The following is an 18,678-nucleotide window of genomic DNA, read 5'->3' as shown; positions in this document are numbered from 1 at the left end:
GCGTCTTAATCCGTGGATTACTTCACTCCGGCACTGGCATTCGCGGCAACAATCCGTACCATACGCTGCATATTCGTGACACCGCAGAGAAGTGGCTGGCTGAATGCGCACGTTGATTTGCCCTCAGGCTACGCTTTCTGGTTTTAGAGATAGGTAAAAATGCAAGATAATCAAACGGTTGACAAGAAAGAACAGTACAACCTCAATAAACTGCAGAAACGCCTGCGCCGTCATGTCGGCGAAGCCATTGCAGATTTCAATATGATCGAAGAAGGTGACCGCATCATGGTCTGCCTGTCGGGCGGAAAAGACAGCTATACCATGCTGGAAATTCTGCGCAGTCTGCAAAAAAGCGCCCCGGTCAGTTTCAGCCTGATTGCCGTTAACCTGGACCAGAAGCAGCCTGGCTTCCCTGAGCATATCCTCCCGGCCTATCTGGAGTCTCAGGGGGTGGAGTACCGGATTATCGAAGAAGATACCTACTCCATCGTCAAAGAGAAGATTCCGGAAGGGAAAACCACCTGCTCTCTCTGCTCACGCCTGCGCCGTGGCATTCTGTACCGCGTTGCCACGGAGCTGGGCTGCACGAAAATTGCGCTGGGCCACCACCGCGATGACATTCTGCAGACGCTGTTCCTCAACATGTTCTATGGCGGGAAAATGAAAGGCATGCCACCGAAGCTGATGAGCGACGATGGCAAGCAGATTGTGATCCGCCCGCTGGCCTACTGCCGTGAAAAAGATATCATCCGCTTCTCGGAAGCGCGTCAGTTCCCGATTATCCCCTGCAACCTCTGCGGTTCTCAGCCAAACCTGCAGCGTCAGGTGGTAGCCGATATGCTGCGTGACTGGGATAAGCGCTACCCGGGCCGTATCGAAACGATGTTCAGTGCAATGCAGAATGTCGTGCCGTCGCACCTCGCCGATGTCAATCTGTTCGACTTCAAAGGCATCAAACATGGCGATGCGGTGGTGGACGGGGGCGATATCGCCTTTGACCGCGAAACGCTGCCGTTACAGCCGGCAGGCTGGCGGCTCGATGATGAGGATGCCCCTGTCACAGGCGCACGTCTGGATGTGCTTCAGATTAAGTAAGTGCCGCATAAACAGAAGGGCGTGCTGCTGGCAGCACGCCCTTTTTTTATATGTTGCGGTGTGGCGGTGGATCCATTATCGGCGGAAACTCCGGATCCGTCGGCGGATCGGGCTGAGGTTGCGGATGGGGGATCGGGTCAGGAATCGGGGTCGGATCCGTGGGGATCGGCTCGCTGTTATAAATCGCGCTCATGCCGTACTCCTTTTCTTGCGAATGGACTTTAAGCTTAGGTAAGGAACGGCGTTCCAGCCAGCCAGGCAAAAAAAAGCCGGCGCACTGGCCGGCATGTTTCGAATTAAATGTGCTATGCATTAATTCTAAATCAGGAAGTAAGACAATATGGAGCGCAACGCCCATCGCTTGACGTTGCATTCACCTGCGGGAGAGAGTTTGCGTCAACGGCGACATCGGGTTCTTGATATCGATCAGCTTTTGCCGCCTTTCCTCGAATTTCAGCGCCTGGGCTGAGATGGTCCCTCCCCGTCGCGCTACAGCCAGTGCCGTTTACGCAGATAACCGGCGACGCCGACAGCCAGAACCACCAGCAGCAGGCAGAAAATGGAAAAGCCGTATCGCCATTCTCCGCCCGGAATGCCGCCGAGGTTTACGCCGAACAGACCGGTCAGGAAGGTGGCCGGCAGGAAGATCATCGCCATGACTGACATGGTATAAGTGCGCCGGTTCATCGATTCGGCCATGGCAGAGGCAACCTCGTCGGCCAGAATGGCGGTTCGCGCCACGCCAGCATCCAGGTCATCCAGCCCGCGTCCCAGCCTGTCGGCAATCTCCTGCATCCGACGCCGCTCGTTGTCATCCATCCAGGCCAGTTTTTCGCTCGCCAGCCGGGCATAGACATCGCGCTGCGGGGCCATATAGCGCCGCATCACAATCAGCTGTTTGCGCAGCAGACCCAGCTCACCCCGCGCGGGCATCCGCTGATCCAGCAGCGCATCCTCCAGCTCAATGATTTTGTCATGCAACTCTTCGATAAATTCGCTGGTGTGATCGGTCAGGGCATCACAGACATCGACCAGCCAGCTGCCGCAATCGATCGGGCCGTTGCCGTTCTGCAGGTCGGTCAGCACTTCATCCACGGCAGAGACTTTGCGCCGGCGGGTCGAAACAATCAGCTTGTCGTTGATAAAGACCCGCATCACGACCAGCTGGTCACGGCGCGCGTCGCTGTTGTGGTTAACGCTGCGCAGCACAATCATGAAGCCATCACCCAGACGGCTGACGCGCGGACGCATACTGTCACCCGCCAGGGCATCACGGACGGCATCGGGAATTTGAGGCGTCGACTGCAGCCACTCTGCGCTTTTACGATGGGTGTAGTTCAGATGCAGCCAGCAGGGCTGCTCGCACTGAATCACCTCATCTTCCGCGATCGGAATCATGCCGCCTTTGCCATCAAGCTGGCAGGAAATGATGGCGTCTGAAACCTGCAATGCTTTTCCTTCAATTACGTCCACACCGTCCCCTCACTATCAAAATCAATACGATACAGTCTAGCGTGGCGGCGATGAGTTGCAATCTCCGGGCTGTGTAGAAAGATGTCAGCCGGTGGCCGGATGAACAGCCACCGGAGGCTTAATGTTTCTCGATCCAGAGCTCGCGGCTGTAGGCGACATCTTCAGGGTTGGTGATGGGATACCCTTTGACCCAGGGTTTAATCAGGCGGCCATTGGTGTACTGATAGATCGGGGCGATGGGTGCCTGATCCGCCAGAATCTGTTCCGCGCGGTTGTAATCGCTGCTGCGCGCCTCGTCACTGGTCTCGCGACTCGCTTTGGCCAGCACGGCATCGTAATCCGCGTTGCTGAAGCGGGGAATGTTGCTGCTGTTGCCGGAGGTCAGCAGATTCAGGAAGGTGGACGGCTCATTGTAATCGCCGACCCAGGATGCCCGGATCACATCGAAGTTGCCGCTGTTACGACTGTCGATGTAGGTTTTCCACTCCTGATTTTCCAGCGAGACATCCACGCCAAGGTTCTTTTTCCACATAGACGCCACCGCGATAGCAATCTTCTGATGGCTCTCCGAGGTGTTATAAAGCAGCTTAAGCCTGAGCGGTTTACCCGGGCCATAGCCCGCTGAGGTGAGCAGTGCTTTTGCCTGTGCGTTGAGATTGTTCTGGTCATGTTGCTGCAGGAATGAAGGCAGCGGCCTGAAGCCAGCGGTGACATCCGGGGTAAAGTGCCATGCGGGTTTTTCACCGGTTCCCAGCACTTTTTCCGCAATAATCCGGCGATCAATAGACCAGGAGAGCGCTTTGCGCACCCGCGCATCAGCCGTCGGCCCCTTCTGCGTATTAAACGCATAGTAATAGGTGCCCAGCTGGTCAGGCGTGTAGACCTCACCCGGCAGACTTTTCTTCAGCAGACCATACATCTCTTTAGGAAAAGATTCGGTGATATCGATGTCGTTGGCGCGATAACGCTTGGTGGCACTCGACTCTTCGTTGATCGGAACAAACGTCACCCGGGTCAAAACCGAATGGGCATCATCCCAGTAGTGCGGATTGCGCGTCAGGACAATTTTCTCATTTACCACGCGCTCGCTGAGCTGATAGGCCCCGTTGCCGACCAGTTTACCGGGCGCGGTCCAGCTGTCGCCCTGCTGCGCCAGGGTCTTCTGCGGCACCGGAAAGAGCGCCACGTTAGCCACCAGCGCCGGGAACCACGGCACCGGACGATCCAGCGTGACCTTCAGGCGGCTGTTATCCTGCGCCACCACGCCCAGCTTATCCGGTGTCATCTGACCTTTGGCGATCGCCGCCGCATTCTCAATACCGCTCAAGGCGGCGAACGAGGCCGAAGGTGAACTGTTTTCAGGGTCGACAAGGCGCTGCCAGCTGTAAACAAAATCCTGCGCGGTGACCGGCTCGCCATTCGACCAGCGTGCGTTGTTGCGCAGCGTGAAGATCCAGGTTTTGTTGTCGCTGCTGCTCCAGCTCTGTGCCACGCCCGGTACGATTTTGCCGTGCGCATCCTGATTGGTGAGGCCTTCAAAGAGATCGCGAATGACCTGAATCTCTGGCAGGCCGACCGCTTTAAGCGGATCGAGCGAAGCGGGTTCATCCTTGATATGACGCACGATCTGCTGCTGCTCAGCCAGCTGCGCGCCAGCGGGTGGATTCGCCGCGAGGGCGGGTGTGAAGAGGCTGCTCAGACTGATGGCGGCCAGCGTCATGCGAAAGGTTTTAACCATAATCACTCCTTTACCCCAAAGAAGCGCTGCACGACGCCGATCGCGATGCAGCTTGTGCAGGGCACTTTAACGCAAATCGCTGATGGATAAATAACTATTTTCCGCCTTCTGCTTTTCCGCTACTTTTAATAAAACCCTTCGAGGAAATCATTATGTCGCCACTTCATCCGCGCCCGCTGCGTGGCAAGCTGGACGTTCCGTATCAGCAGTATGGTCGCTCACTCCTGGGCGCACCGCTGCTCTGGTTTCCGGCTCCGCTGGGCGATTCGGAGAGCGGGCTGATCCTGGCAGGCACCCATGGGGATGAGAATGCGGCTATCGCCACGCTCTCCGCCGCATTGCGGACGCTGCCCGATGGCATGCGGCGGCATCATGTGGTGTTAGCGGTTAATCCAGACGGCTGTCAGCTGGGGTTGCGCGCGAATGCCAGTGGCGTGGATCTCAATCGTAACTTTCCGGCCGCAAACTGGCAGTCGGGCGATACCGTTTATCGCTGGAACAGCGCCGCCGATGCGCGCGATGTGGCGCTCTCAACCGGCAATCATCCCGCCTCAGAACCGGAAACCCAGGCGCTCTGCGCCCTGATTCATCAGATCAAACCTCGCTGGATCGTCTCCTGGCATGAGCCGCTGGGGTGCATTGATGACCCGCATCAGTCAGAGATAGGCGGCTGGCTAGCCGATCATACCGGCCTCCCCCGCGTCACCAGCGTCGGATATGACACTCCCGGCTCCTTCGGCAGCTGGTGCAAAGATCTCAGCCTGCCCTGCGTGACCGCGGAACTGCCGGTAATCTCCGTGGATGAAGCGACGGAAGTCTACCTTGAGGTGATGGTTAACCTGCTGCGCTGGCAGCAATGAGCAACTGACCGTTCCGCACGTTAATCGGTGGTTCGGCATCCACCGCCAGCCAGGTCGGGCCATCAAGATCGGCAAAACGGGTCTGCGGCACCAGAGGCAGTGCGGCGCGTATCGCCCGCGAGGTGCAGAGCATGCAGCCAAGCATGACCGCAAAGCCCTGCTGCTGCGCCGCTTCGGCCAGCGCCAGCGCTTCGGTCAGCCCGCCAGCCTTATCCAGCTTGATATTGACCATCTCATAACGGCCGCGCAGCGCCGGCAGGCTGTCACGCGTGTGACAGCTCTCATCGGCACAGATCGGCAGGGGATGAATAAAGTTTTCCAGCGCCGCATCTTCACCGGCGGGCAGCGGCTGCTCCAGCATCGCCACGTCAATATCGGCCAGCAGCTGACAGCGCGCCGCCAGCCCCTCTGCATGCCAGGATTCGTTCGCATCGACAATCAGAGTGGCTTCCGGCACCGCTGCGCGGATCGCCATCAGCCGCTCGGTAATGAAATTATCATCCAGCTTAATTTTCAGTAGCGTGGCACCATGCTGCCAAAGCGCCAGCGCGCTGCTGGCCATCGCTGCCGGTGTGTCGATGCTCACCGTCTGGGCGGTCACCACCTCCGGGGGCGCGGTGACGCCATTCAGCTGCCACAGGCTGCTTTTCTGCTGATGAACGGCGAGATCCCACAGCGCGCTGTCGATGGCGTTACGTGCGGCACCGGCGGGCAGCGCCTGCTGCAGTGCCTCACGCGTCATGCCCTGCTGCAGCGCGGGCAGCAGAGAGGCGATCTGCGCCAGTACAGAGGCCTCGGTTTCGCCGTAGCGGGCATAAGGCGTCGCCTCACCCACCCCCTTGACGCCCGCCTCTTCAATCTCAACCACCACCACCTTCGCTTCGGTTCGGGTTCCACGGGCAATGACAAACGGGGTATGCAACGGCCAAGCTTCGGGATAACTTTTTACCGTTCTCATTTCCACTCCAGAATGAAAGATGCAGTGGCAGACCGCCACAGAGATTTCGACAATTGAACTCGTAAACCCTTAACATTTATGTCATAAACAACGGCTAAGTTTAGCCTTTTTGTATCAGCGCTTTTTTATCATCAAAAGGAATCACTATGTCTCAGACTGTTCATTTTCAGGGTAATGCCGTCCCGGTTGCAGGTCAGTTCCCTCAGGCGGGCGATAAAGCCAAAGCGTTCACCCTGGTGGCGAAGAACCTGGTTAACGTTGCGCTCTCTGAGTATGCAGGAAAACGCAAAATTCTGAACATTTTCCCGAGTGTGGATACCGGCGTGTGTGCGTCATCAGTGCGTAAATTCAATCAGGCAGCCAGCGAACTGAATAACACCGTGGTGTTATGTATCTCTGCTGACCTGCCGTTTGCCCAGTCGCGCTTTTGTGGCGCAGAGAACCTGAGCAACGTGGTGACCCTGTCGACGCTGCGCGGCTCAGAGTTTAAGTATGATTATGGCGTGGAAATTGCCGATGGTGCGCTGGAAGGGCTGACCGCGCGTGCGGTGGTGGTGCTGGATGAGAATGATAAAGTGCTTTACAGCCAGCTGGTGGATGAAATCACCAACGAACCTGATTATGACGCAGCGCTGGCCGCGCTGAAGTAATAAAAAAAGCGGATAACCAGGTTATCCGCTTTTTCCCTTTCGCGCATAGCCTATTCGCTGTCGCTGCGCTTCTGCCCCAGACCATATTCCCGCAGCTTATTGGCAATCGCCGTGTGCGACACGCCGAGCCGTTTTGCCAGTTTTCGGGTGCTGGGATAGGAGAGGTAAAGCCGCGTCAGGATTGAGCGCTCGAAACGGCTGGTGATTTGATCCAGCGTTCCTTCCAGTGCCTCATCACCCAGCGACACATCCAGCGCCTGCTCAGGCAGTATGATGTCCTGAGGACGCAGTTCGTAACCCTCCAGCTGGGTTAACGCCCGGTAAAGCGCATTCTTTAACTGACGTACGTTGCCCGGCCAGGCATAGCGGGTCAGAAACGCGTTGAGCTGCGGAGAGAGGCGTGGACGTGCCATCCCCTGCTCATCCGCAAAGCGGGCAACAAACATCTCGGTCAGCGGCAGAATATCCTGCGGACGGTCGCGCAGAGGCGGCAACTGCAGCGTCAGGACGTTGAGACGATAGAAGAGATCTTCGCGGAACTCTCCGCGCTGTACCAGCTCAATCAGGTTCTTCTGCGTGGCGCAGATCACCCGCACATTCACATGCACTTCATGCTCTTCACCGACGCGGCGGAAGGTGCCGTCATTGAGAAAACGCAACAGTTTGGTCTGCATTCTCGGCGACATCTCACCGATTTCATCCAGCAGCACCGAGCCGCCGTTCGCCTGTTCGAAAAAGCCCTTCTTGCCTTCAAGCGCATTAGGATAGGCGCCGGCAGCATGTCCAAACAGCTCGCTTTCCGCAACGTCGTCAGGCAGTGAAGCGCAGTTCAGCGCCAGGAAAGGATTTTTGCCGCGGGCGCTGCGCAGATGGCAGGCGCGCGCGAGCATGTCTTTCCCGGTGCCGGTGTCGCCCACAATCAGCAACGGCGCATCCAGCATCGCCAGCTTGCGGGCCTGATCCACCACCTGCCGCATTTTCGGCGTCACGGCAATGATGTGATCAAACTCCGAATCGTCTGTGACCACCAGATTCTGCAGCTGACGGCCCATGCGGGCGGTCGACTTCAGCATCACCATCGCGCCGACCGGCCGGTCGCTCTGGCCCTCTTCACCCGGCAGATAGATGGGACGCGCTTCCATCAGAAAATCCCGGCCCTCAATAACGACATGCTGCGCCTGCGCTTCCACCCGATCGCTCTCGAGCCAGCGCATAAAGTTAAAGCCGGTGATCAGATGACCGGCGCTGAAATTGCGCATCTTCTCTTCATCGAGATTGAAGAGGTTCTGTGCCGCCGGATTAGCTAACTCAACCTTACTTTTCAGATCGACAGAGAACACGGGATCGGGCATCGCCACCAGCAGCGCACTCAGCGCACGGTGTTCCCGCTCAGAAGGCATGTACGTGACAGTGCGCACATCTGTCACGCCGGGCGTACGCCGGATTTCAGCCATCAGATTGCTGAAGGCATCAAATTCCAGTGCAGCAAAGTTGAGATAGATGCGCCCAATCGCCGTAATTTCGATACCGCGTAAATCAATATTGCGTGCCACCAGCAGGTCGAGCAGTTCACGCGTCAGACCGATACGGTCCTGACAGAACACTTCCAGACGCATTGCGTTCGCCTTAATCAGGTTCAGATGGTTCAATGATACGCTAAGTCGCGCACTGGCAGAAAGGACTCTGTCAGGAAAAGTTGACACTTCTGGCGTGGATGATGGCGTTTTGTACTGCGCGGGAAAATGATACGGGCGATAAGTAATGGCAGGGTGCGGTCCTTCACATGAGAGGGGACATTTCGTCGTTTCATCAGGCTGCGAGGAATAATAGAGGGGGGTCTCTGCCGATTGAATAAGCATGAAGGCGGCCTGGCCGCCTTCATGCTTGCAGACGCGCTTCAGGAGGATTTGTTGTTGCCCTTCTGCAGCGCCTCTTTCATCTGTCCCAGCAGCTCACGCCGGAAATCGCCCAGCCGGGGCTTATCCTGCTCCAGCCAGGGCAGCGGACGGCAAAGCTCCATCGCTTTCACACCCAGACGTGCGGTCAGTAAACCGGCACCAATGCCCTGCGCGGCACGCGTTGAAAGCCGGGCGGCGATATCCTGCGACATCCAGTCCATCCCCACTTCCCGTACCAGCTCTGACGCCCCGGCAAAAGCCATGTTAAGCAGCACCAGACGGAACAGGCGGATACGGCTGAAATAGCCCAGCTCGATGCCGTAGATGGCGGCGATGCGGTTGACCAGCCGCAGATTGCGCCAGGCGATAAACGCCATATCAACCAGCGCCAGCGGGCTGACCGCAATCATCAGGGTGGACTCGGCTGCATGGCGACTGATTTCACGCCGCGCCTGGCGATCCAGCACCGGCTGCACCAGCTGCGCATAGAGACGGACAATCTCACTGTCGTTCTGGGTTTCATGCAGGGATGCGTGCCAGCGCTGCAAAGCCGGATGCGCCTGGTCAAGTTCCGCCTGCTGCGCCAGCTTTTCACAGAAGGCCCGGCCTTTGCCGATGCCATGACTGTGCAGCAGTTCACGCCCGACATCGCGCTCTTCAGCGCGCTGACGTAGCTGATAGAGACGACGCCACTCCGTGGTCAGGGCACCCACCCCCGCCAGGACGATCAGGCCACCAGCTACACCGCTGCCCAGTGAGAACCAGTCGCGGGCCAGCCAGGCGTCATGGGTCCACTGCACGCCCTGGGCAATGACGCTGACGCCAAACAGCAGTGCGCCAGCAGTCACCAGTTTACGCCAAAGGCTGCGCTTCGGTTTCAGCGCGGCCTCCACTGCCCGTTCGCCTGCGCCCTCATCTTCAACGGCGACATCTTCATCCTGTACTGCCAGAAAGGCGGCATCGGCCTCTGCATCAAAGGCGTGTGCCGGGCGCAGTGGCGTGGCGCGGCTCTCCTCCAGCGGACGGGCAAAATCGATACGCGGCTTCAGCGGATCACTCATCGCAATTTATCTCCCAACAAAAATTCCAGCGCGGCATCCATGCGGATATGAGGCAGCGGACGATCGACGTCGAGCTGCTGCGGGCGGAATTGTTCAAACTGAAAACCCTGCTGCTGCCAGAAGGCATTGCCGGGCAGACGTGGCGGAACGTCGCCAGGATAGACGGTCAGCGGCTCGCCATTATCCAGCCGGTTGCCGCGCAGTGCCGGGATCTTTTCGCCACGGTGATCGACCAGCCCGCTCTGCGTCGCCTGAACCGAAGCCAGTCCGATGCATTCCATCGTGATCCCTTCAAACGCCGCGTTCTGCCAGGCATCCTGCACCAGCTGCTGTAACAGCGAAACCATATTGCCATGCTGATCGCTGGTGATGTGATCGGCCTTGGTGGCAGCAAACAGCAATTTATCAATTACCGGCGAGAAGAGCCGGCGAAACAGCGTGCGCTGGCCGTAATGAAAACTCTGCATCAGCTGCGTCAGGGCCAGACGCATGTCGTTAAACGCCTGCGGCCCGCTGTTCAGCGGTTGCAGGCAGTCAACCAGAACAATCTGGCGGTCGAAACGCAGAAAATGGTTCTTATAGAAGCCTTTCACGACATGCTGACAGTAGTAGTTAAACCGCTGCTGCAACATGCCGAAGTTACTGCTCTTGTCCGCCTGGGCCAGCTTCGTCAGCCGGGCCTCATCGGTGGTCGGCCAGGGGAAGAACTGCAGCGCAGGCGCGCCCGCCATATCACCGGGCAGGACAAAGCGGCCGGGCTGAATAAAGTGTAAGCCTTCGGCTTTACAGCGGTGCAGATAGTCGGTCCAGGCGGCGGCGATTTCAGCCAGCCGGGTTTCATCGGCGGGTGCCAGCGGGTCCAGGTTCTCGCAGAGGGCGCGCCACGGCGCGGCCCACTCCGCGCGGTCGCCCTGCAACAGTCCGTTCATCTGCCGGGACCAGGCGAGGTAGTCCTGCGCCAGCATCGGCAGATCCAGCAACCACTCACCAGGATAATCAACAATTTCCAGATAGAGGGTCGCGGTCTCTTTCAGGTGGCGCAGCAGGGAATCGCTGGGACGGTAACGCAGCGCCAGACGCATTTCGCTGACGCCACGGGTGGGCACAGGCCAGGCGGGTGGCGTGCCGTAGAGCTGTGCCAGCCCTTCGTCGTAGGTAAAGCGTGCGGTGCCCATATCGCGCTGCGGCACCCGCTTGACACCTAACAGACGCTCATCCCGCACAACGGAAAACAGCGGCAAACGAGCGCCGCTGTGAACGGTTAACAGCTGGTTAACCAGAGAAGTGATAAAGGCGGTTTTACCGCTGCGGCTTAATCCGGTGACCGCCAGACGAAGATGGCGATCGACGCCGCGGTTCATTAACGCCAGTAGTTCAGTTTGCAGTCTTTTCATCTTTCTCCCTGATGAAGCGCGACGCAACCCGATTCATCACCCGCTTCAGCAGTGGCTCCAGCGCCACGGCCAGAAGCAGACGTAACGGGCGTCGCGCTACCGATTTCACCGCCCAGCCCGTCACACCGGCCGGACCATAGGTAACAGCATTGATAATGATGAATCTGGCCGCCGACTTCAATGCAGGTGCCGCGCGGTGACGGAACATTGTGGATCGCGAAAAAGACATAACACCTCCATTGCGTGAACGAACGGGCCTGAAACGGCCCGGTACAGGCGGTTTCAGATCTGGCGGAAGCGGCTGCGTACGCTGAACGTTTCAGACGTTACGTAGCGTTCCACATCGCGCACGCTGCGTTCATCACGCTGCAGTGCGCTTTCCAGCTGGTCCAGCAGTTCGCTGGCGCTGGGCGGGCGTTCTCCTTCTGAGGCCGAGGCAGGCTTCTCATCCAGCACAAACCCCAGCACAAAGTAGGCGATAATCGTAAAAACAAACAGACCAAAGAACAGGGATAACACCACGATGATCCGCAGCAGGCGAACCGGGATGTCGAGATACTCGGCCAGCCCTGCACAGACCCCCATCAGCTTTCCTTCGTCTGGCTTACGCCATAACTTACGGCCTTTCATCATGGCTGCCTCCAGTTAGGATGCTCTGCGTCCAGAATCGCTTCCAGCGCGTCAATCCGTTCGCGCATCCGTTGCGCATCCTGGGTCACACGCTGCAGGCGCTGAAGTTCGCTTTGCGACAGTTCCGAACCGCCGTTGCGTTTGTTGCTGTAATGCAGCCATAACCAGATGGGTGCCACGAACAGCACGAAAATCGTCAGCGGTATGGCGAGAAAAAGTGCGCTCATTGACTCTCCTTAATCACTTTTTGCAACGTCGAAGGTTACTCACTGCGGTTCATTTTGGCTTTCAGCGCGTTAAGCTGCTGGCTGATCTCATCGTCCGCTTTCAGATCGGTAAACTGCTGGTCCAGGGTTTTGGTTTTACTAAAGCCGTGACTTTCCGCTTCCGCTTCCATGTGATCAATACGGCGTTCAAAGGATTCAAAACGCGCCATCGCTTCATCGATTTTACCGCTGTCCAGCTGACGACGCACATCACGTGACGACGACGCCGCCTGATGACGCAGCGTTAAGGCCTGCTGACGGGCGCGCGTTTCGCTCAGCTTTTTCTCCAGCTCGCCAATTTCGCCCTTCATGCGTTCCAGCGTCTCTTCAACATGAGTGACTTCCTGCTTCAGCGAGGCGATAAGGTCGGTCAGCTTCTGTTTTTCAATCAGCGCAGCGCGGGCCAGGTCGTCTTTATCTTTGCGCAGCGCCAGCTCGGCTTTTTCCTGCCACTCCGCCTGCTGAATCTCCGCCTGCTCAATACGACGGGTCAGCTGTTTCTTCTCTGCCAGCGCCCGCGCAGAGGTAGAACGCACTTCGACTAAGGTGTCTTCCATTTCCTGAATCATCAGCCGCACCAGTTTCTGTGGATCTTCCGCACGCTCCAGCAGCGAATTGATATTGGCATTCACGATGTCGGCGAAACGAGAAAAAATACCCATAATGATGTTCCTCTTTTAAAAGTCTTAAACAGTGTTGCCCTGCCTGATTAATACAAGATGCGTGCCAATTTTACATCCAATTGATTTTAATCATCTTTTAAATTTTACACCCTCTCCCGGCTGCTTTAAGATAGTCAAAATGATTAACGGGTAGCGAAATTCATCATGACCGGAACTAATGATAATCTTCTCGGTGAGTCGAACAATTTTCTGGAGGTGCTGGAGCAGGTTTCTAAACTCGCCCCGCTGGAGAAACCCGTTCTGGTTATTGGCGAGCGCGGAACCGGTAAAGAGCTGATCGCCAGCCGGTTACACTATCTTTCCGATCGCTGGCAGGGGCCATTTATCTCGCTGAACTGCGCCGCCCTTAACGAGAATCTGCTGGATTCGGAACTGTTCGGCCATGAGGCGGGCGCGTTTACCGGCGCGCAGAAGCGTCATCTTGGGCGTTTTGAACGGGCCGATGGCGGCACACTGTTTCTGGATGAGCTGGCAACCGCACCCATGCTGGTGCAGGAGAAACTGCTGCGGGTGATTGAGTATGGTCAGCTGGAGCGGGTCGGCGGCAACCACTCCCTGCAGGTCAATGTACGTCTGGTCTGCGCCACCAACGAAGATCTCCCTGCGCTGGCGGCAGCGGGCAAATTCCGCGCCGATCTGCTGGATCGTCTGGCTTTCGATGTGGTGCAGTTGCCGCCACTGCGTGAACGCCGCAGCGATATTCTGGTGATGGCCGGACATTTTGCCATCCAGATGTGCCGGGAGCTGGGGCTGTTACTCTTCCCCGGCTTTACGGCCCGCGCGCAGCAGACGCTGCTCGATTACCACTGGCCCGGCAACGTGCGTGAACTGAAAAATGTGGTGGAGCGCTCGGTCTACCGGCATAACAGCAGCGAGCAGCCGCTGGATAACATCATTATCAATCCCTTCGCTTCGCGCCAGCAACCGGTCGCCAGAATGCCGTTAAACCCAGCTGCGGATAGCGCTGCGCTGCCCGGACTGCCGCTGGATCTGCGACAGTGGCAAAACCAGCAGGAGCGGGATCTGGTAGAGGCGAGTCTGCAACAGGCACGCTACAACCAGCGCCGCGCTGCCGGTCTGCTGGGCGTCACCTACCACCAGCTGCGCGCAATGATGAAAAAGCACGATATCAAAGCCGAGAACTGATCCGCCTGCTGCACGGCGGGTTGTTGCACAGGGGCAAAGCCGGGTTCCCTATCCTGCTTTCTTTCCTACACGGGCTGCGTCAGGCAAAAAAAAAGCCCGCCATCAGGCGGGCAACAATACTGGAAGCAATGTGAGCAATGTCGTGCTCCTCTTCGGCAGAGCCACCGTCGAAGTGCATATGAATAATAATAATTCTTATTATCATCTGTAAAGATGTAATTGAGAATATTTCTCATTACCCCACCTTCTGTGCGCCCTTTTGCCCCGCAGAGGATGAAAATCAGGCTGACGGCGGTTGCAGGTTTTGGGACAACGCCCGCTTTGCGATACACTCTGTTCAATGCCTCAAAATCGTTGAGTTCTATGTCAAAACTACTAAGTTCGCTGTTGCTCAGCCTCAGCGTGTTGAGTGCCCCTGCATGGTCAGCACCGGCGGGTGATATCCGCCAGTCCGGCTTTGTCTACTGCGTCAGCGGCACGCTGAACACCTTTAATCCGCAGATGGCCAGCAGCGGGCTGACGGTGGATACCCTGGCGGCTCAGCTTTATGACCGGCTGCTGGATGTCGACCCGTATACCTACCGGCTGAAACCCGATCTGGCCTCCAGCTGGGAAGTGCGCGATAACGGCGCGACCTACCGCTTTCACCTGCGGAGTGGCGTCGCGTTCCAGCAGACGAATCAGTTCCGCCCCACCCGCACCCTCAATGCTGACGATGTGGTCTTCAGCTTCGCCCGCATGTTTGATCGCCATCACCCGTGGCATAACGTGAATGGCGGCAACTACCCCTACTTTGACAGCCTGCAGTTCGCCGATTCTGTTCAGAGCGTGAAGAAGATCGATAACCGGACAGTCGAGTTCCGTCTCAACAGCCCGGACGCGTCATTCCTGTGGCACATGGCCACGCACTATGCGCCGATCCTCTCGAAAGAGTATGCTGACCAGCTGACGGCGCAGGGGCATCAGGAGGAGCTGGACCGGCAGCCGGTGGGCACCGGCCCTTATCAGCTCAGCGAATATCGCACCGGCCAGTACATCCGTCTGGCGCGCAATCCGCATTACTGGAAAGGCGTGCCCCGTCTGCAACAGGCGGTCATCGATCTCGGTTCCGGCGGCACCGGGCGACTCTCTAAACTGTTAACCGGTGAGTGTGACGTGCTGGCCTACCCGGCCGCCAGTCAGCTCAGTATCCTGCGCGATGACCCGCGCCTGCGGATGACGCTGCGCCCTGGCATGAACATCGCCTATCTGGCCTTCAATACCCGCAAGCCGCCGCTGGACCGGCCTGAGGTGCGGCATGCGCTGGCGCTGGCGATCAACAACGAACGCCTGATGGAGTCCATCTATTACGGCACGGCCGAAACGGCCGCGTCGATATTGCCGCGCGCCTCCTGGGCGTATGACAATGATGCGCGCATCACTGGCTATGACCCGGCGAAGTCGCGCGAAGCGCTGGCCGCGCTGGGCATCAGCGATCTGCATCTGCGGCTGGTGGTGCCTGCAGCGTCACAATCCTGGAATCCCAGCCCGCTGAAAACGGCTGAACTGTTGCAGGCGGATCTGGCCCAGGTGGGTGTCCGGCTGACGATTGTGCCGGTGGAGGGGCGCTTTCAGGAGGCGCAGCTGATGGCGATGAATCACGATCTGACCCTCTCTGGCTGGGCCACTGACAGTAATGACCCGGACAGCTTCTTCCGTCCGCTGCTCAGCTGCGCGGCTATTCGCTCCCAGACCAATTACGCGCACTGGTGCTCACCCGCCTTTGATGAAACGCTGCAGAATGCTCTGCTGTCGCAGCAGCTCTCTGGCCGCATCGACAGCTATGACAAAGCGCAGCAGATTCTGGCGCAGGAGCTGCCGGTGCTGCCGCTGGCCTCCTCGCTGCGTCTGCAGGCATTCCGCCATGATATTAAAGGGCTGGTGCTGAGTCCGTTTGGCAACGCCTCGTTTGCCGGGGTTTATCGTGAAAGCGATAAGGAAAAGTAAGTGATTATCTATCTTCTGCGGCGTCTGCTGCTGCTGGTCATTACCCTGTTTCTGCTGTCGCTGGTCAGCTTCAGCCTGAGCTACTTTACCCCCAACGCCCCGCTGGAAGGCGCTGCGCTTTCGGACGCCTGGTGGTTCTGGTTTAAAGGAATGCTGCAGTTCGACTTTGGCGTCTCCAGCACCAACGGTCAGGAGATTGGCCTGCAGCTGCGCGAGGTGTTCCCGGCGACGATGGAGCTCTGCATCCTGGCGTTTCTGTTCGCGCTGCTGGTAGGGATCCCGCTGGGGATCTGCGCCGGGGTGATGCGCAATAAATGGCAGGATAAAACCATCAGTGCGCTGGCGCTGTTCGGCTTCTCCGCGCCGATTTTCTGGCTGGCGCTGCTGTTCACGCTTTTCTTCTCGCTGACGCTCGGCTGGCTGCCGGTGTCGGGTCGCCACGATCTGCTCTACCCGGTGCAGAATATCACGGGCTTTGCGCTGATCGATGCCTGGCTGAGTCCTTCGCCCTGGCGTCACGAGATGATCATCAGCGCGCTGACCCACCTGATTCTGCCGGTGCTGGTGCTGGCGATGGCCCCCACCACAGAGGTGATCCGCCTGCTGCGCAACAGCACCAGCGACGTGATGGATAAAAATTATATTAAAGCAGCCGCTACCCGGGGGCTTTCGCGCTTTACGGTGATCCGCCGGCACGTGCTGCATAACGCCCTGCCGCCGGTCATCCCGCGTCTGGGGCTGCAGTTTTCCACCATGCTGACGCTGGCGATGATTACCGAGATGGTGTTCAACTGGCCCGGACTGGGCCGCTGGCTGATCAATGCGATTCGTCAGCAGGATTATGCGGCTATCTCCGCCGGGGTGATGGTGATTGGCGGGCTGGTGATCCTGGTCAACGTCATCTCTGATGTGATTGGCGCGGCAATGAATCCGCTGAAACATAAGGAATGGTATGCCCTTAGATAATATCTATGCCGAGAAACGCCTGCCCAGCGCGTTTCGTCAGAGCTGGCACCATTTCTACGGCAATCCGATTTCGATGGTCGGGTTGTATGGCTTTGGCGCCCTGCTGCTGCTCTGCCTGTTCGGCGGGCTGATCGCGCCTTACGGCATCGATCAGCAGTTCCTGGGGTATCAGCTGCTGCCGCCGTCGTGGTCACGCTATGGCGACGTCTCCTTTTTCCTCGGCACCGACGATCTTGGGCGGGATGTGCTGAGCCGCCTGCTGAGCGGTGCAGGCCCGACCGTAGGGTCAGCGATGCTGGTCACGCTGTTCGCCACGCTGGGCGCGCTGATACTGGGCGTGCTGGCCGGCATGACCCACGGCATCCGCTCGGCGGTAATGAATCATGTACTGGATACGCTGCTCTCTATTCCTTCGCTGCTGCTGGCGATCATTGTCGTGGCTTTTCTCGGGCCGCGACTGGAGCATGCGCTGCTGGCGGTCTGGCTGGCGCTGATGCCTCGCCTGGTGCGCGAGATATACAGTGCGGTGCATGATGAACTGGAAAAAGAGTATGTGGTCGCCGCGCGTCTGGACGGGGCCAGCGGCCGCAACATCCTGCGCTACGCCATTATGCCGAACATTCTGCCGCTGCTGATCACGGAGATCACCCGTGCGCTTTCGATGGCGATTCTGGACATCGCCGCACTCGGCTTTCTTGACCTGGGCGCGCAGCTGCCCTCACCCGAGTGGGGGGCGATGCTGGGCGACTCGCTGGAGCTGATCTACGTGGCCCCCTGGACCGTGATGCTGCCGGGCGTGGCGCTGATGGTCAGCGTATTGATTGTTAACCTGCTCGGTGACGGCATCCGTCGCGCCGTCGAAGCGGGAGTGGAATAGATGCCGTTACTCGATATCCGTAATCTCACCATCGAATTTATGACCGCTGACGGACCGGTCAAAGCGGTGGACCGCGTAAACCTGACGCTGGGCGAAGGGGAAATCCGCGGTCTGGTCGGGGAGTCCGGCTCAGGCAAAAGTCTGGTGGCAAAGGCCATCTGCGGCGTAACCAATGACAACTGGCGCGTGACCGCAGACCGTATGGTGTTTGATGATGTGGATCTGCTGCGCCTGACGCCGCGCGAGCGCCGCCGTATTATCGGGCATAACGTCTCGATGATTTTTCAGGAGCCGCAATCCTGTCTCGATCCCTCTGAAAGTATCGGTCGTCAGCTGATGCAGGTGATCCCGCGCTGGACGTATAAAGGGCCGTGGCTGAAACGCTTCTGGTTCTGGCGCAAAACCCGTGCCATCGAGCTGCTGCATCGCGTCGGTATTAAAGACCACAAAGATATCATGCGCAGCTTCCCCTATGAGCTCACCGAAGGCGAGTGCCAGAAAGTGATGATCGCCATTGCGCTGGCGAATCAGCCGCGTCTGCTGATCGCGGATGAACCCACCAACGCCATGGAGCCAACCACGCAGGCGCAGATTTTCCGCCTGCTGAGCCGCCTGAATCAGAATAACAACACCACCATTCTGCTGATCAGTCATGACTTGCGCACCATGAGCCAGTGGGCGGATCGGATTAACGTGATGTACTGCGGCCAGACGGTAGAAACCGCGCAGAGCGACGATCTGATGAGCACACCGCATCACCCCTATACCCAGGCGCTGATTCGGGCGATGCCCGATTTCGGGCGTGCGCTGCCGCACAAGAGTCGTCTCAACACCCTCTCCGGGGCGATCCCTTCGCTGGAGAGCCTGCCGATAGGCTGCCGGCTGGGGCCGCGTTGTCCTTACGCCCAGCGCAAATGTATTGAAACGCCAAGGCTGACCGGCAGTAAAACGCATCTTTATGCCTGCCATTTCCCGCTCAATATGGAGGGCCAGTAAC

Annotated in this window: 19 protein-coding genes; 8 read left to right on the top strand and 11 right to left on the bottom strand. The window is 58.2% G+C overall.

Annotation, left to right across the window (positions count from 1 at the left end):
• Positions 1–159 precede the first annotated feature (159 nt).
• The gene (ttcA, locus tag OXR04_RS03885) at positions 160–1,095 is read left to right on the top strand and encodes a tRNA 2-thiocytidine(32) synthetase TtcA (protein WP_009090046.1); all 936 of its coding nucleotides are present in this window, start codon (positions 160–162) and stop codon (positions 1,093–1,095) included.
• Positions 1,096–1,141: 46 nt separating this feature from the next.
• Here the strand turns inward: ttcA and OXR04_RS21545 are convergent, their stop codons facing one another.
• The 3 genes from OXR04_RS21545 to OXR04_RS03870 form a co-directional block, all read right to left on the bottom strand.
• A complete protein-coding gene (locus tag OXR04_RS21545) occupies positions 1,142–1,288 on the bottom strand; it encodes a hypothetical protein (RefSeq protein ID WP_009090044.1) in 147 nt (48 codons plus the stop codon).
• Between the two features lie 296 nt (positions 1,289–1,584).
• A complete protein-coding gene (gene zntB, locus OXR04_RS03875; RefSeq protein WP_009090042.1) occupies positions 1,585–2,568 on the bottom strand; it encodes a zinc transporter ZntB in 984 nt (327 codons plus the stop codon).
• 118 nt (positions 2,569–2,686) lie between these two features.
• Positions 2,687–4,306 (bottom strand): peptide ABC transporter substrate-binding protein, encoded by a 1,620-nt coding sequence (locus OXR04_RS03870; RefSeq protein WP_267369295.1) that lies wholly within the window; start codon positions 4,304–4,306, stop codon positions 2,687–2,689.
• Between the two features lie 152 nt (positions 4,307–4,458).
• Between OXR04_RS03870 and mpaA the strand changes: the two genes are divergently transcribed.
• Entirely contained in the window at positions 4,459–5,166 is a 708-nt protein-coding gene (mpaA, locus tag OXR04_RS03865; protein ID WP_058957867.1) for a murein tripeptide amidase MpaA, read from the top strand.
• On the opposite strand, the gene ycjG is transcribed toward mpaA, so the two are convergent.
• Positions 5,141–6,124 (bottom strand): L-Ala-D/L-Glu epimerase, encoded by a 984-nt coding sequence (gene ycjG / locus OXR04_RS03860; protein WP_267369294.1) that lies wholly within the window; start codon positions 6,122–6,124, stop codon positions 5,141–5,143. The genes mpaA and ycjG overlap by 26 nt on opposite strands.
• A 146-nt stretch (positions 6,125–6,270) precedes the next feature.
• Here ycjG and tpx point away from each other — a divergent pair, with 146 nt between their 5' ends.
• On the top strand, positions 6,271–6,774 hold the full coding sequence (tpx, locus tag OXR04_RS03855) for a thiol peroxidase (RefSeq protein WP_046101893.1): 504 nt from the start codon (positions 6,271–6,273) through the stop codon (positions 6,772–6,774).
• 50 nt (positions 6,775–6,824) lie between these two features.
• Here tpx and tyrR read toward each other — a convergent pair whose 3' ends face one another.
• The 7 genes from tyrR to pspA all read right to left on the bottom strand — a co-directional run bounded on the left by tyrR (position 6,825) and on the right by pspA (position 12,685).
• On the bottom strand, positions 6,825–8,390 hold the full coding sequence (gene tyrR / locus OXR04_RS03850) for a transcriptional regulator TyrR (RefSeq protein WP_046101894.1): 1,566 nt from the start codon (positions 8,388–8,390) through the stop codon (positions 6,825–6,827).
• A gap of 281 nt (positions 8,391–8,671) precedes the next feature.
• Positions 8,672–9,733, bottom strand: a complete 1,062-nt coding sequence (locus OXR04_RS03845) for a YcjF family protein (RefSeq protein WP_267369293.1) — start codon at positions 9,731–9,733, stop codon at positions 8,672–8,674.
• Positions 9,730–11,127 (bottom strand): YcjX family protein, encoded by a 1,398-nt coding sequence (locus tag OXR04_RS03840; protein WP_267369292.1) that lies wholly within the window; start codon positions 11,125–11,127, stop codon positions 9,730–9,732. Before OXR04_RS03840 ends, OXR04_RS03845 begins: the two co-directional genes overlap by 4 nt.
• Positions 11,108–11,356 (bottom strand): phage shock protein PspD, encoded by a 249-nt coding sequence (gene pspD, locus OXR04_RS03835; RefSeq protein WP_009090024.1) that lies wholly within the window; start codon positions 11,354–11,356, stop codon positions 11,108–11,110. Before pspD ends, OXR04_RS03840 begins: the two co-directional genes overlap by 20 nt.
• 53 nt (positions 11,357–11,409) lie before the next feature.
• Entirely contained in the window at positions 11,410–11,760 is a 351-nt protein-coding gene (gene pspC / locus OXR04_RS03830; RefSeq protein WP_267369291.1) for an envelope stress response membrane protein PspC, read from the bottom strand.
• On the bottom strand, positions 11,757–11,984 hold the full coding sequence (pspB, locus tag OXR04_RS03825; RefSeq protein WP_009090021.1) for an envelope stress response membrane protein PspB: 228 nt from the start codon (positions 11,982–11,984) through the stop codon (positions 11,757–11,759). Before pspB ends, pspC begins: the two co-directional genes overlap by 4 nt.
• A 35-nt stretch (positions 11,985–12,019) precedes the next feature.
• The gene (gene pspA, locus OXR04_RS03820) at positions 12,020–12,685 is read right to left on the bottom strand and encodes a phage shock protein PspA (RefSeq protein ID WP_267369290.1); all 666 of its coding nucleotides are present in this window, start codon (positions 12,683–12,685) and stop codon (positions 12,020–12,022) included.
• A gap of 165 nt (positions 12,686–12,850) precedes the next feature.
• Here pspA and pspF point away from each other — a divergent pair, with 165 nt between their 5' ends.
• The 5 genes from pspF to sapD all read left to right on the top strand — a co-directional run bounded on the left by pspF (position 12,851) and on the right by sapD (position 18,677).
• Complete coding sequence (gene pspF, locus OXR04_RS03815; protein WP_046101896.1) at positions 12,851–13,852, top strand: phage shock protein operon transcriptional activator; 1,002 nt, start codon at positions 12,851–12,853, stop codon at positions 13,850–13,852.
• Between the two features lie 363 nt (positions 13,853–14,215).
• Positions 14,216–15,838, top strand: a complete 1,623-nt coding sequence (gene sapA, locus OXR04_RS03810; RefSeq protein WP_009090014.1) for an ABC transporter substrate-binding protein SapA — start codon at positions 14,216–14,218, stop codon at positions 15,836–15,838.
• A complete protein-coding gene (sapB, locus tag OXR04_RS03805) occupies positions 15,839–16,804 on the top strand; it encodes a putrescine export ABC transporter permease SapB (RefSeq protein WP_009090012.1) in 966 nt (321 codons plus the stop codon).
• Complete coding sequence (sapC, locus tag OXR04_RS03800; protein WP_009090011.1) at positions 16,791–17,681, top strand: putrescine export ABC transporter permease SapC; 891 nt, start codon at positions 16,791–16,793, stop codon at positions 17,679–17,681. Before sapB ends, sapC begins: the two co-directional genes overlap by 14 nt.
• Positions 17,682–18,677 (top strand): putrescine export ABC transporter ATP-binding protein SapD, encoded by a 996-nt coding sequence (sapD, locus tag OXR04_RS03795; RefSeq protein WP_009090009.1) that lies wholly within the window; start codon positions 17,682–17,684, stop codon positions 18,675–18,677. It begins immediately after the preceding gene.
• The last annotated feature ends 1 nt before the right edge of the window (position 18,678 follow it).

This window comes from Pantoea sp. GM_Pan_3, from assembly GCF_026541045.1.
GTDB classification, from domain to species: Bacteria; Pseudomonadota; Gammaproteobacteria; order Enterobacterales; family Enterobacteriaceae; genus Pantoea; species Pantoea anthophila.
Note: the sequence above shows the minus strand (reverse complement) of the source record. Positions and strands in the feature narration are given on the sequence as shown.